The sequence below is a fragment of the Rhodococcus sp. NPDC003382 genome (assembly GCF_053589135.1).
Genome location: NZ_JBSFRH010000004.1, coordinates 138,793 through 150,605 on the forward strand (window position 1 = coordinate 138,793; position 11,813 = coordinate 150,605).

The 11,813-nt window shown below is 72.2% G+C and carries 14 protein-coding genes; 6 read left to right on the plus strand and 8 right to left on the minus strand.

Annotation, left to right across the window (positions count from 1 at the left end; all coding sequences use genetic code 11):
- Window positions 1–9 precede the first annotated feature (9 nt).
- On the plus strand, window positions 10–1,140 hold the full coding sequence (locus ACWDUD_RS04985) for a M24 family metallopeptidase (protein WP_420753715.1): 1,131 nt from the start codon (window positions 10–12) through the stop codon (window positions 1,138–1,140).
- Between the two features lie 103 nt (window positions 1,141–1,243).
- On the opposite strand, the gene ACWDUD_RS04990 is transcribed toward ACWDUD_RS04985, so the two are convergent.
- The gene (locus tag ACWDUD_RS04990; protein ID WP_450108534.1) at window positions 1,244–1,708 is read right to left on the minus strand and encodes a MarR family transcriptional regulator; all 465 of its coding nucleotides are present in this window, start codon (window positions 1,706–1,708) and stop codon (window positions 1,244–1,246) included.
- Between the two features lie 62 nt (window positions 1,709–1,770).
- Here ACWDUD_RS04990 and ACWDUD_RS04995 point away from each other — a divergent pair, with 62 nt between their 5' ends.
- On the plus strand, window positions 1,771–2,229 hold the full coding sequence (locus tag ACWDUD_RS04995) for an SgcJ/EcaC family oxidoreductase (protein WP_450108535.1): 459 nt from the start codon (window positions 1,771–1,773) through the stop codon (window positions 2,227–2,229).
- A 114-nt stretch (window positions 2,230–2,343) separates the two neighbouring features.
- Here the strand turns inward: ACWDUD_RS04995 and ACWDUD_RS05000 are convergent, their stop codons facing one another.
- Window positions 2,344–2,739 carry a TIGR03618 family F420-dependent PPOX class oxidoreductase gene (locus ACWDUD_RS05000; protein ID WP_450108536.1) on the minus strand — a complete coding sequence of 132 codons (396 nt, stop codon included), beginning with the start codon at window positions 2,737–2,739 and terminating at the stop codon, window positions 2,344–2,346.
- A gap of 84 nt (window positions 2,740–2,823) precedes the next feature.
- Here ACWDUD_RS05000 and ACWDUD_RS05005 point away from each other — a divergent pair, with 84 nt between their 5' ends.
- On the plus strand, window positions 2,824–3,570 hold the full coding sequence (locus ACWDUD_RS05005; protein ID WP_450108537.1) for an SDR family NAD(P)-dependent oxidoreductase: 747 nt from the start codon (window positions 2,824–2,826) through the stop codon (window positions 3,568–3,570).
- 7 nt (window positions 3,571–3,577) lie between these two features.
- On the opposite strand, the gene ACWDUD_RS05010 is transcribed toward ACWDUD_RS05005, so the two are convergent.
- Genes ACWDUD_RS05010 through ACWDUD_RS05020 form a run of 3 tightly spaced genes read right to left on the minus strand, consistent with a single transcriptional unit; the run spans window position 3,578 to window position 6,410 of the window.
- Window positions 3,578–4,060: an adenosine-specific kinase gene (locus ACWDUD_RS05010; protein ID WP_197255908.1), complete on the minus strand. Its 483-nt coding sequence runs from the start codon at window positions 4,058–4,060 to the stop codon at window positions 3,578–3,580.
- A gap of 24 nt (window positions 4,061–4,084) precedes the next feature.
- On the minus strand, window positions 4,085–5,554 hold the full coding sequence (locus ACWDUD_RS05015) for a dihydrolipoyl dehydrogenase family protein (protein ID WP_248676588.1): 1,470 nt from the start codon (window positions 5,552–5,554) through the stop codon (window positions 4,085–4,087).
- Between the two features lie 49 nt (window positions 5,555–5,603).
- Window positions 5,604–6,410: a precorrin-3B synthase gene (locus tag ACWDUD_RS05020; protein ID WP_450108538.1), complete on the minus strand. Its 807-nt coding sequence runs from the start codon at window positions 6,408–6,410 to the stop codon at window positions 5,604–5,606.
- Window positions 6,411–6,478: 68 nt separating this feature from the next.
- Here ACWDUD_RS05020 and ACWDUD_RS05025 point away from each other — a divergent pair, with 68 nt between their 5' ends.
- Window positions 6,479–6,883: a PPOX class F420-dependent oxidoreductase gene (locus tag ACWDUD_RS05025; RefSeq protein ID WP_450108539.1), complete on the plus strand. Its 405-nt coding sequence runs from the start codon at window positions 6,479–6,481 to the stop codon at window positions 6,881–6,883.
- A gap of 77 nt (window positions 6,884–6,960) precedes the next feature.
- Window positions 6,961–7,494, plus strand: coding sequence for a glutathione peroxidase (locus tag ACWDUD_RS05030; protein ID WP_450108540.1), 534 nt, complete (start codon window positions 6,961–6,963; stop codon window positions 7,492–7,494).
- A 43-nt stretch (window positions 7,495–7,537) separates the two neighbouring features.
- Here the strand turns inward: ACWDUD_RS05030 and ACWDUD_RS05035 are convergent, their stop codons facing one another.
- Genes ACWDUD_RS05035 through ACWDUD_RS05045 form a run of 3 tightly spaced genes read right to left on the minus strand, consistent with a single transcriptional unit; the run spans window position 7,538 to window position 11,201 of the window.
- On the minus strand, window positions 7,538–8,905 hold the full coding sequence (locus tag ACWDUD_RS05035) for a metallopeptidase TldD-related protein (RefSeq protein ID WP_450108541.1): 1,368 nt from the start codon (window positions 8,903–8,905) through the stop codon (window positions 7,538–7,540).
- Window positions 8,902–10,437 (minus strand): TldD/PmbA family protein, encoded by a 1,536-nt coding sequence (locus ACWDUD_RS05040; RefSeq protein ID WP_450108542.1) that lies wholly within the window; start codon window positions 10,435–10,437, stop codon window positions 8,902–8,904. Before ACWDUD_RS05040 ends, ACWDUD_RS05035 begins: the two co-directional genes overlap by 4 nt.
- Window positions 10,434–11,201 carry a sulfite exporter TauE/SafE family protein gene (locus ACWDUD_RS05045; protein ID WP_248676585.1) on the minus strand — a complete coding sequence of 256 codons (768 nt, stop codon included), beginning with the start codon at window positions 11,199–11,201 and terminating at the stop codon, window positions 10,434–10,436. Before ACWDUD_RS05045 ends, ACWDUD_RS05040 begins: the two co-directional genes overlap by 4 nt.
- Window positions 11,202–11,298: 97 nt before the next feature.
- Here ACWDUD_RS05045 and ACWDUD_RS05050 point away from each other — a divergent pair, with 97 nt between their 5' ends.
- Window positions 11,299–11,808, plus strand: a complete 510-nt coding sequence (locus tag ACWDUD_RS05050; RefSeq protein WP_197251234.1) for an FxsA family protein — start codon at window positions 11,299–11,301, stop codon at window positions 11,806–11,808.
- Window positions 11,809–11,813 lie beyond the last annotated feature (5 nt).

The window sequence follows — 11,813 nt, forward strand, 5'->3', positions numbered from 1 at the left end:
CTGATGCCCATGAGTGCTGCCGCATCCCGATTTCCCGCCGCCCGTTACGCCGAACGTCTCACCCGCGCAGCCGAGCTCGGTGCCGCCGCCGGTCTCGATGCGCTGCTCGTGACGCCCGGACCGGACCTGCGGTACCTGCTCGGGTCCCGCGCCGAATCCTTCGAACGGCTCACCTGTCTGGTGATCCCCACCGACGGCAGCGCGGCGACGGTGGTGGTGCCGCGTCTGGAGCTGGCGTCGCTGAACGATTCGGCGGTCGAGGAACTGTCGGTGCCGGTGCGGGACTGGGTGGACGGGCAGAACCCCTACGAACTGGTGGCGGCGCTGCTGCCGGGCGCCGCGCGCACCGCGGTGACCGATGCGATGCCGGCGCTGCACCTGGTGCCGCTGGCCGGGTTGTTCGGGTCGGTGCCGGTGCTGGCCACCGATGTGCTGCGGGAGCTGCGGATGATCAAGGACGACGACGAGATCGAGGCGCTGCGGCGGGCCGGTGCCGCGATCGACCGGGTGCACGCCCGGATGGGTGAGTGGCTGCGGCCCGGCCGCACCGAGGCGGAGGTGGCCGCGGACATCTCCGCAGCGATCCTCGAGGAGGGCCACACCGCGGCGGCGTTCGTCATCGTCGGGTCGGGTCCGCACGGCGCCGACCCGCACCACGAGGTGTCCGATCGGGTGCTCGAGTCCGGGGACATCGTGGTGATCGACATCGGCGGTCCGGTCGAACCCGGCTACAACTCCGATTCGACCCGCACCTACAGCCTCGGCGAACCGGATCCCGATGTGGCCGCGAAGATCGCGTTGCTCGAGGAGGCGCAGCAGGCCGCGGTCGACGCGGTCAAGCCCGGGGTGACCGCCGAGTCGGTGGATGCCGCGGCGCGGGATCTGCTGGCGGCGCAGGGGCTGGGGGAGGTGTTCGTGCACCGCACCGGGCACGGCATCGGCCTGTCGGTGCACGAGGAGCCGTACATCGTCGGCGGGAACACCGACGAACTGCGGCCGGGGATGGCGTTCAGCATCGAGCCGGGCATCTACTTCCGCGGCGAGTGGGGCGCCCGCATCGAGGACATCGTGGTGGTCACCGCCGACGGCTGCGAGCCGGTGAACCGCCGGCCGCACGGGTTGACGGTGCTGCCGGGCTGAGCGGCCGCTCGTTTCCGAACGAATGTACCCTTCGTCTCCTCAGACCGACCGAATGTACCGTTCGCTCGGACTCGGGGTGGGTCGACACCGGTTCCGGGCGCGGTTATCGGCCGTCCGGAGCGGTGACCCGCTCGGTGTGGGCGCGCAGGGTCCGGGTGACATCGGTGAGGAACGCGGTGATCGCCGCCTGCTGGTCGTCGCTGTGGGCGGCGAACAGTTCCGCGACATCGCGCGCGAACGGCTCGTAGAGGGGCTGCAGGCGTGCTGCCATCCGGTCGGCGGCGACGACCAGGAGGATGCGGCGCCGGTCGGTGGTGTCGGGGACGCGGGTGACGTAGCCGGCGGCGGCCAGTCGGTCCGCGATGCCGGTCACCGCCCCCGGGGTCAGGTGCAGGGCCCGGGCCAGATCCCCGGCGGTGGTCGGCCCGGACCGGGACAGCACGTCCAGGGCCCGATTGTCGGTGGCGGTCAGGCCGAGTCGGTGCGCGACGGCCTCGTGGAACATCACCACGGCCGTCGCGAAATCCCGGCCGAGGAGGTCGCCGGGTGTGATCGGTTCGTTCGTCATGCCTACCCCAAATTATTTCAGTGTTCTAAACTATATACCGCACTGAATCGAAGGAGGGTGAGATGACTGCATCGACCCACGACACCGTCGGTGTGGACCGGGCACTGGCACGCGTCGCGGCTGCCTGGGAAGAAGGAAATCCCGAGTCCTACGCGCAGGCCTTCACCGCCGACGCCGACTACACGGCCTTCGACGGCACCCGCATGAGCGGACGCAGAGCCATCGCCGACGGTCACCGCGCACTGTTCGCGGGCATCATGCGCAATTCCCGCATGGTGACCGAACGTCGCGACGTGCGTTTCCCCGCTCCCGACGTCGCGGTCGCGTGCGAACGCGGCGGAATCGTCATGTCCTGGCAGAAGCGGCGCACCGTCCCGACCGCGAAGCGCCGCTCCTCGGTGACCTTCGTCCTGGTCCGGCGGGACGGCACCTGGCTGGTGGACACCTTCCACAACACCCGCTATCGGCCGTGGTCGAACACCCTGCTCGGGCGCCTCACGCGGCGAGGCAACCCCACCTGACCCGAGCGAATGTACCGTTCGTCTCCTCAGATCGACCGAATGTACCGCTCGCTCGGAACAACCGGGGGCAGGTAGGGGACGGAAACGCCGATGTGGGTCGGTCCAGCACCGGGATCAGTCCAGCACCGACCCCATCACCCGGTCCACGGCGATCTCGACGACCACGCGAGTCGGGTTCTCCCGCGGCGGCCGGTACCGCCGGGTGTAGCGGTCGACCCCCTCGGCGACCGCGGCGACGTCGCTGCACACCCGCGCCGAGCCCTCCAGGGTGAGCCAACGCCCGCCGTCGACCTGCGACACCGCGGCGTAGCCGCCCCGGTCGGCGTTCAGGGCCTTCTGCGAGCCGGCGTTGGTGATCACCCGCACCACCCGGGCCTGCGGATCCCAGGTGAACCCGACCGCCACGACGTGCGGGGTGCCGTCCTTGCGCAGCGTCGTGAGGGTGCCGAGGTGGTATTCGGACAGGAACTGCAGTGCGCGCTCGCCGAGCGCGTCCGGGGTACGGGCCATACCCGCGAGCCTAGAGCGCCCGCCCTGTCCCGGGCACCGGCCCCGACCACACCCGCGCACGGCGGTCACGGAACACTGGCAGCCATGACCATCGCGCAGGGAAGCATCGTGATCTTCGGGGGCCGCAGCGAGATCGGACTCGAGGTGGCCCGCCGGCTGGCCCCCGGCCGCACCGTGATCCTCGCCGCGCGCCGCGCCGGCGACCTGCACGAACCCCGGGAGGCGGTGCTGGCGGCGGGCGCGAGCGCGGTGCACACCGTCGAGTTCGACGCCGACGATCTCGACAGCCACGAGCGGGTGCTCGCGCAGATCACCGCGGCGCACGGGCCGATCGACGTGGCGGTGCTCGCCTTCGGGATCCTCGGCGACCAGTCCCGCGCCGAAACCGACGCCGCGCATGCGGTCGCGGTCGTGCACACCGACTATGTCGCGCAGGTCGCGCTGCTGACCCGGCTCGCGACGCGGCTGCGCGCGCAGGGTGCGGGCCGGATCGTGGTGTTCTCGTCGGTGGCCGGGGTGCGGGTGCGCCGCGCCAACTATGTGTACGGGTCGGCGAAGGCCGGGTTGGACGGGTTCGCGTCCGGGCTGGCGGACGCCCTGCACGGCAGCGGGGTGTCGTTGCTGCTGGTGCGGCCCGGTTTCGTGATCGGCCGGATGACCGAGGGGATGAGCCCGGCGCCGTTGTCGAGCACCGCGGATCAGGTGGCCGACGCGACCGTGCGGGCGTTGGGCCGCGGTCGCGGCGAGGTGTGGGTGCCGGGCCTGCTGAGGCCGGTGTTCTTCGGGATGCGGCTGCTGCCGCGGGCGATCTGGCGGCGGCTGCCGCGCTGACCGGCCGTCACAGTTTGTAGCCGATGGTGCGCAACAGCGCCTTGCGGTCCGCGACGTCGGCGTCGGATTCCACCCCGAGCGGCGGGCTGCCGTCGATGACACCGATGATGCCGCGGCCGAGATCGGTTTCGGCGATGACGATCTCGACCGGGTTGGCGGTGGCGCAGTAGATGCCGCACACCTCCGGGACCAGCTTGATCGCGTTGAGGATGTTCACCGGGTAGCCGTTGTCGACGAACACGACGAAGCAGTGTCCGGCGGCGAGCGCGAGGGCGTTGCGGGTGGCCAGGTCCGTGAGCGTGTCGTCGTTGCCGGAGTGCCGCACCAGGCGCACCCCGGACGCTTCGCAGAACGCGATCCCGAACCGCAGGTGCGGGCTGGATCCGGCGAGCGTTTCGTGCAGGTCCTCGACGGTCTTGATGAAGTGGGACTGGCCGACGATCACGTTGGTGTCCTCGGGTTTGTCGATGGCGACGACGCTCAGCTCCACGGGGTTCTCCCTTCGGGTCGCGGGTCAGGGCCGGCGGGTTTCGAGCAGGCGCAACCACACCTCGCTGACCGTCGGATACGACGGGACCGCATGCCAGAGCGTGTCCAACGGCACCTTCCCGACGAGCGCCACCGTCGCCGCGTGCACGAGTTCGGCGACCTCGGTGCCGGCGAAGGTGGCGCCGACGAGGGTGTCGGTGGCGCGGTCGACGACGAGCGCGGCGTGCCCGGCGAAGTCGTCGCGGGCCAGCGCCGAGCCGGCCACCGCCAGCTCCACCTCGAGGGTCTCGACGTCGAGGCCGGCGTCGCGGGCAGAGGCGGCGGTGTGCCCGACGGACGCGATCTCCGGTTCGGTGAAGATCACCTGCGGCACCTGCCCGTGGTCGGCGGTCGCCCGGTAGCGGGGGTGATCGAGGTCGCGGCCCTCGGCGCGGGCGGCGATCACGTCGCCGCACACCCGCGCCTGGTATTTGCCCATGTGCGTCAGCGCGGCCCGGCCGGCGACGTCCCCGACCGCGTACAGCCAGGTGCCGTCCACCCCGGTGACGTTCAGGTGATCGTCGACGGGGGTGGCCGCCCCCGGGTCCAGGCCCAGCACGTCGAGCCCGAGGTCCGTGGTGGCGGGGCGGCGGCCGGCGGCGACCACGATTTCGTCGACCTCGACGGTGGTGCCGTCGTCGAGCTGCACGGTCGCCGGGCCGCCGTGGATGCGCCCGATCCCGGTGTCGCGGGCGTCTTCTCGGGTGACGCGGCTGATCTCGGTGCCGAACCGCACGTCGACGGCGTGGCGGCCGAAGGTGTCGGCGACGGCGGCGGCCGCGAACGGTTCGACGCGCGGCAGCAGCCGTGATCCGCGCACCGCGACGGTGAGTTCCTCGACGCCGAGCTGGCGCAGCCACGTCGCGGCCTCGCACGCGACCACCCCGCCGCCGACGAGCAGCACCCGCCGCGGAATCTCGACGAGGTTGGTGGCGTCGCGCGAGGTCCACGGCAGCGCCGCGCGCAGTCCGGGGATGTCGGGGACGGCCGCGACGGAGCCGGTGGCGAGCACCACCGCGTGCCGGGCGCGGAGGGTGCGGGGGCGGTCCCCGTCGACGGCGACGGTGCATTCCCCGGTGATGCGGGCGTGTCCGCGCAGCACGTCGATGCCGACGGAGTCGGCCCACAACACCTGGGAGCTGTCGTCGCGGCGGTGGGTGAACTCGTCGCGGCGGGCCAGCACCGCGGCGGCGTCGACCCCGTGCGCGTTGATCTTCTGCTCGACGCCGTGCATGTGGCGGGCGGCGGCAAGGATCTGACCGGGACGCAGCAGCGCCTTGCTCGGCATGCACGCCCAATACGAGCATTCGCCGCCGACGAGTTCGTGCTCGATCAGCGCGGCGGTGCGGTCGCTGCCGTTGATCGCGTAGTGTGCGGCGTTCTCTCCGGCCGGGCCGCCGCCGATCACGATCACATCGAAGACGTCGTGGTCGGAGCCGGCGGTATCGGGACTCACCCGTTCTACGGTAGGCGGATCCGGCGCCGTCCGGACCGGTTCGGCCGGTTCACTCCACGTGCGGGGAGTCCGCGTCGAAGATCAACCCCATCGGGGCGAGGACCCGCACGACCTGTTCGGCGGCCCATTCGTCGAGGTCACACAGCAGCAGCGAACGCCACGGGGTGATCACCACCGGGCGTTCGACGGCGGCGAGGAATTCGGCGGTGCGGGCCGGGAGCACCCCGCCGGCGAGGGCGGCGGCGAGCACGACGGTGCCGTCGGCGCGGTCGAGCCAGCCGATGGGGTGCGGGGGTGGGGTCGGCAGCGGCGCCGTGTCGGTGTCCGGTGCCGTAGCGTCGGCGGGTTCGAGCAGCACGTCGACGACGTCGCCGGTCTCGACCCGCACCCCGGTGTCGCGGCCGCCGCGGGTCAGCATCCACGACCCGTCGGGCAGCGCGCACACCGCCACGTCGGGGGACAGGGCCACGATGTCGCCGCTGCCGTCGTCGACGCCGAGGACGGTGTCTGTGCTCGCGGTGACCCCGTGCACGGGGTCGGCGGTCGCGGCGGTGCCGTGCAGCCGCCGGTGCAGTTCGGCGGCGATCGCGCGCACGTCGGCGAGCCCGCCGATCCGCCCGGACAGCGGGGAGGCGACGACACTGCGGCGGTAGGCGCCGTGCACGGTGAGCCCGGCCGCGTGGAGGGACCCGGTCAGGGTGTCGCGGTCGCCGTGCATCCGCAGCCCGGCGTGATCGGTGAGCAGCAGTTCCGCGTCGCCGTGGGCGTGGGCGAGTTCGGCGAGGGCCTGCAGTTGCGCGGCGGTCAGGGCACCGCCCGGCAGGTGCACGTCGACGGCGGATCGGGACTCGGACATGCCGTCCAGGCTAGAACGGTTCCGGTCGGCGCGCCCCGGCGGCCCGCGCGCCTGCGTAGGGTGTGGTCATGTCCGATGGGGATCTCACGCGGCCGTCGTTCGCCGACCTCGCCGCCGCCAAGTTCGTGCTGCTCAGCACCTTCCGCAAGAACGGCACCGCGGTGCCCACGGCCGTGTGGGCCGCGGCCGACGGTGACCGGTTGCTGGTGTGGACCGAGACCGACTCGTACAAGGTGCGCCGGTTGCGCCGGGACCCGCGCATCACCCTGGCGGTGTGCGACGCGCGGGGCGGGCCGCGCAGCGCCGCGGTCGCGGGCACCGCGGTCGTGCTCGACGACGCCGGCACCGACCGTGCCCGCGCCGCGATCGCCCGCAAGTACGGGATCCTCGGGTGGCTCTTGGTCAAGGCCAGCCTGCTGCGCCGCGGCCGGTCCGGCACGATCGGTCTCGCCTGCAGCGTCGACGAACCGTAGTCTCGCCGTGGGCGGCGATCTTGGTTCGGTCGCCACGCCCGCCCCGTTCCATCCACCCGACCACGAGGAAACGATTCATGAGCGTGCACAGCTTCACCGTCGCCACCGCCGACGGCACCACCGAGGACCTGAGCGGCTACGCCGGCAAGTACCTGCTGATCGTCAACGTCGCCAGCAAGTGCGGGCTGACGCCGCAGTACGAGGGACTCGAGGCGCTGCACCGGCAGGCCGGGGACAAGCTGCAGATCATCGGGTTCCCGTGCAACCAGTTCGCCGGTCAGGAACCCGGCACCGACGCCGAGATCCAGGAGTTCTGCCGCGTCAGCTACGACGTGACGTTCCCGGTGTACGGGAAGATCGACGTCAACGGTGACGACGCGCATCCGCTGTACCGGCACCTGCGCGCCGAGGCGCCCGGCGACTTCGGGCCGGACCACGGGTTCCTGTACGAGCACGTCAGCAAGACGATGCCGGAGACGATCGGCACCGACGCGGTGAAGTGGAACTTCACCAAGTTCCTCGTCGACCCGAACGGGGCGGTGGTGCGCCGCTTCGAGCCGACGGTCACCCCGGAGGAGATCGGCCGGGAGATCGCCGAACTGGTGGCGTGAGACCCCGGGCTCGGGAACCCGCGCGGTTCCCGAGCCCGGTCCGTCAGCGGGCCGCGCTGACCGACGACATGTGGAAGTCGGGGATCCGCATCGGCGGCATCGCGGTGCGCGTGAACCAGTCCTTCCACTCCCGCGGCAGGGTGCGTTCGGTGGCGCCGACCTCGGTGGCGCGCCGCAGCAGATCCAGCGGGGATTCGTTGAACCGGAAGTTGTTCACCGCCGCGACCACCTCACCGTCCTCCACCAGGTACACCCCGTCGCGAGTCAGCCCGGTCAGCAGCAGCGTCGCCGGATCGACCTCCCGCATGTACCAGAGGGTGGTCAGCAGCAGACCCCGCTCGGTGCAGGCCACCAGGTCGTCGATGCTCGCCGCCGATCCGCCGGTGAGCAGCAGGTTGTCGCCGGGCGCGGTGACGGTCGCCCCGAACTCGGCGGCCGCGGCCCGCGAATAGGTCAGCGCGTGCACGGTCCCGTCCCGGATCCAGTCGACCCGGCCGGTGTCGAGTCCGTTGTCGAACACCGACACCGCGTCGGTGGAGGCGGTCGCCGTGACGAACGGCGCGCACTCGAGGCCCGGCGCGGCCGGATCCGAGTACAACGTCAGCGGCAGCGGGGTCAGGATCTCGCCGAGCCGGGTGCCGCCCGGCCGGGACAGCGCGGTGTGCCCCTCCTCGGCGCCGCGGCCCTCCATCGACCACATCAGGTAGATCATCAGGTCGGCCACCGCGGACGGCGGCAGCAGCGTCTCGTAGCGGCCCGCCGGCAGTTCCACGGACTTGCGCGCCCAGTCCAGGCGCCGGTCCAGCTCCACGAGCAGGGCGGTGCTGTCGACGTCCCGGAAGTCGCGGGTGCCGGCGCCCGCCCAGGCGCCGGGACCGGTCGGCCCGCCCCGCTTGCCGTGCACCTCGATCGAGCCCTCCGGCTGGGTGTACCGGCGCCGCAGCCCGGTGGAGGTGCCGAGCCAGGTGGTGCACACCTGGTGGTGCGCGAACCCGTAGAGCAGGTCGGAGCCACCGAACCCCTCGGTCAGCGCGTCGATGACCTCGTCGAACACCGCGATGCCGGTGCCGGTGAACGCGTCCCCCCAGTCCCCGGGGCTGCCGGGGCCGTCGAGCAGCGGCATCGCGTCGGTCGCCGGGGCCGCGTCCTCGGCGGCGGCCTGCGCCGCGGCGACCACCGCGCCGACGTCCCCGGGATCGACGCTGCTCGAGGTGACGATCCCGACGCGGGTCACCGGTTCGCGCCGGATCGCCAGCACCGTCCAGGACCGCGACCGCGACACCCCGTTGGTGGTCATCGAGTTGCCCGCCCACCGCAGCGCCGCCTCCGACACCTCGGTCACCAGCACGATCGTCTCGTCCGCGGTGGACGTGCGCAGCGCCCGCTCCACCAGCTCCTGCGGCTCGATCATCGTCCGCCCTCCGTCCGGGTGTTGAGCACGTTGATGCCGCGCAGCAGCACCGACGGGCAGCCGTGGCTCACCGCCGCGACCTGCCCGGGCTGCGCCTTGCCGCAGTTCAGGGCGCCGCCGAGCCGCCAGGTGGACGGCCCCCCGACCGCCTCGAGCGCACCCCAGAAGTCGGTGGTGGTGCCCTGGTAGGCGACGTCGCGCACCTGACCGGCCAGTTCTCCGCCGCGGATGCGGTAGAAGCGCTGGCCGGTGAACTGGAAGTTGTAGCGCTGCATGTCGATCGACCAGGACTTGTCGCCGACGATGTACAGCCCGTCCTCGACGCCGGCGATCAGGTCCGCGGTGGAGCGATCCACGTGCGGATCCGGTTGCAGCGACACGTTCGGCATCCGCTGGATCGGCACGTGGTGCGCCGAGTCGGCGTAGGCGCAGCCGTTCGAGCGCGGCAACCCGAGCCGCGGCGCGAACGCCCGATCCACCTGGAACCCGACGAGCACCCCGTCGCGGACCAGGTCCCAGGACTGCGCGGCGACCCCGTCGTCGTCGAAGCCGACGGTCGCGAGGCCGTGCGGGTCGGTGCGGTCCGCGGTCACGTGCATCACGTCGCTGCCGTAGCGCAGCGACCCCAGCAGATCCGGGGTCGCGAACGACGTGCCCGCGTACGCCGCCTCGTAGCCGACGGCCCGGTCGTATTCGGTGGCGTGCCCGACCGACTCGTGGATGGTCAGCCACAGGTTCGTCGGATCGATCACCAGATCCGTCGGCCCGGCGACCACCGACGGCGCCGCGGCCTTCTCCGCCAGCCACTGCGGCAGCGCCGCCAGCTCCCCGGTCCAGTCCCAGTGATCGTCGGTCGCGAGATACTCCCAGCCCCGCCCGGTCGGGGGAGCGAGGGTGCGCATGGTCTCGAACACCCCCGCCGCCTGATCGACGGTGGTCGCCTCGAACTGCGGCTGGATCCGCACCCGCTGCTGGGTGATCGTCGATCCGGCCAGGTCCGCGTAGAAGGTCTGCTCCTTGACCTGCACACAGTGCGCCGTCACATGGTCGACGCCGTCGGCGGCGAGCAGCCGCTGCGACAGGTCGGTGAGGATCGCGACCTTGTCGGCGGTCGGCACCGCGAACGGATCGAGGTCGTACCGTGAGACCCACACCGCGTCCGGATAGACCGGTTCGTCGGCCCACAACACCGGATCCCGGTTCAGCGGCCGCAACGTCCGCGCCACCTCCAGCGCCTGCCGGGCCGTCGCCGCGGCCGTGTCCGCGGTCAGTTCGGCGTGCGAGGCGAAGCCCCAGGTGCCGTCGACCAGCACCCGCACCGCGAGCCCGGCATCGACGCCGTCCACCGCGGCCTGCACCCCGCCGTCCCGCAGCGCCAGCGACTGGCTGCGCACCCGGTGCACCCGCAGGTCCGCGTGGGTGGCCCCGCCGCTGCGGGCCACCGACAGCGCCGCCTCGGCGAGCGCACGTAACGGCAGATCGAGGAAATCGGAGTCGACGGTGTTCACCCGCTCACCGTAGAACTCGATCATCCGAATTGCTGCCAACCGAGCCGCACCACCATCACCAGCACGACGATCAGCAGCACCGCCCGCACGAACCCGGCGCCGCGCGCCAGCGCGGTCCGCGACCCCAGCACCGCCCCGGCGACGTTGCACACCGCCATCGTCAGCCCCAGCGCCCACCACACGTGCCCGGTCGCGGCGAAGAACACCAGCGCGCCGAGGTTCGAGCCGAGATTGATCACCTTGGCCATCGCCGCCGACCGCACGAACTCGGTACCCAGCAGGGTGGCGAACGAGATGATCAGGAAGGTGCCGGTGCCGGGACCGAGGATGCCGTCGTAGAACCCGATCACCGCGGCCGAACCGAGCACGACGATCAGCGTGCGCCGCAGGCTCGGCCGTTCCCGGGCCAGGGTGGTGCCGACCTGCGGCCGCAGCGTCACCATCATCGCGACGGCGACGAGGGCGACCATCACGATCGGGATGAACAGCGCCTTGTCGATCAGCGCCACCGCGGCCGCCCCGCACGCCGCGGACACCACCGCGACCGCCGCACCCGGGGCCAGCACCTTCCACGGCAGCCGGATGCGCCGCGCGAACGTCACCACCGCGGCGCTGGTGCCGCAGATCGCGGTGAGCTTGTTGGTCGCCAGCGCGGCCTGCGGGGTCAGGTGCGGCGCCACCAGCAGCAGCGCGGGCAGCAGGATCAGCCCGCCGCCCCCGACCACCGCGTCGACCCATCCGGCGGCGGTCGCCGCGGTCAGCAGTAGCGCCCAGTCACCGGCATCCATGCCCGTGATTCGATCATGGAGCCGCGGTGCCGGCCGATCGGGAGCAAATTCACCGGCCCGTTCGTTGCACCGGTGTGGCCGCCCGGAAGGAGCCCTGATGTTGCCCCTGTTGTTCCTCGTCTACGTCGTCGCCGAGATCGCGGTGCTGGCGGTGCTCGGTTCCGCCATCGGGGCCGGGTACACCGTGCTGCTGTTCCTCGGTGTCAGCGTCCTCGGCTATCTGATCCTCGGGGCGCAGGGCCGCCGGGCGCTGCAGAACCTCGGGAAGGTGCGGGCCGGCGGCTCGCCGGATCGGGCGCTGACCGACGGGGCGCTCGTCGGGGTCGGAGCCGGCCTGGTGCTGGTGCCCGGTCTGCTGACCAGCGTGCTGGGCATCCTGCTGCTGCTGCCGCCGACCCGGGCGTTGCTCCGCCCGGCCGTCAAGGTTCTCGCCGCCCGCAAGATGGCGAACCTCGCGGCCCGCGGGAGCTGGCACGGTGAGCGCATCACCGTCGTCGATGGGCAGGTCGTCGAGCACACCGTCGTCGACACCACGCCGCGGCTGACGTCCGCGCCGATCCTCGACGGCGAGATCGTCGAGACCCCGCAGCGCCCGCAGCGGCCCTGACGGGG

Excerpts from the sequence above, each read along its gene's own strand:
- ACWDUD_RS05030 (WP_450108540.1), top strand. The coding sequence starts at position 6,961 with ATGAGCGTGCACAGCTTCACCGTCGCCACCGCCGACGGCACCACCGAG.
- ACWDUD_RS05005 (WP_450108537.1), top strand. The coding sequence starts at position 2,824 with ATGACCATCGCGCAGGGAAGCATCGTGATCTTCGGGGGCCGCAGCGAG.
- ACWDUD_RS05040 (WP_450108542.1), bottom strand. The coding sequence starts at position 10,437 with ATGATCGAGTTCTACGGTGAGCGGGTGAACACCGTCGACTCCGATTTC.
- ACWDUD_RS05000 (WP_450108536.1), bottom strand. The coding sequence starts at position 2,739 with ATGGCCCGTACCCCGGACGCGCTCGGCGAGCGCGCACTGCAGTTCCTG.
- ACWDUD_RS05050 (WP_197251234.1), top strand. The coding sequence starts at position 11,299 with ATGTTGCCCCTGTTGTTCCTCGTCTACGTCGTCGCCGAGATCGCGGTG.
- ACWDUD_RS05045 (WP_248676585.1), bottom strand. The coding sequence starts at position 11,201 with ATGGATGCCGGTGACTGGGCGCTACTGCTGACCGCGGCGACCGCCGCC.
- ACWDUD_RS05020 (WP_450108538.1), bottom strand. The coding sequence starts at position 6,410 with ATGTCCGAGTCCCGATCCGCCGTCGACGTGCACCTGCCGGGCGGTGCC.
- ACWDUD_RS05035 (WP_450108541.1), bottom strand. The coding sequence starts at position 8,905 with ATGATCGAGCCGCAGGAGCTGGTGGAGCGGGCGCTGCGCACGTCCACC.
- ACWDUD_RS04990 (WP_450108534.1), bottom strand. The coding sequence starts at position 1,708 with ATGACGAACGAACCGATCACACCCGGCGACCTCCTCGGCCGGGATTTC.
- ACWDUD_RS04995 (WP_450108535.1), top strand. The coding sequence starts at position 1,771 with ATGACTGCATCGACCCACGACACCGTCGGTGTGGACCGGGCACTGGCA.
- ACWDUD_RS04985 (WP_420753715.1), top strand. The coding sequence starts at position 10 with ATGAGTGCTGCCGCATCCCGATTTCCCGCCGCCCGTTACGCCGAACGT.
- ACWDUD_RS05025 (WP_450108539.1), top strand. The coding sequence starts at position 6,479 with ATGTCCGATGGGGATCTCACGCGGCCGTCGTTCGCCGACCTCGCCGCC.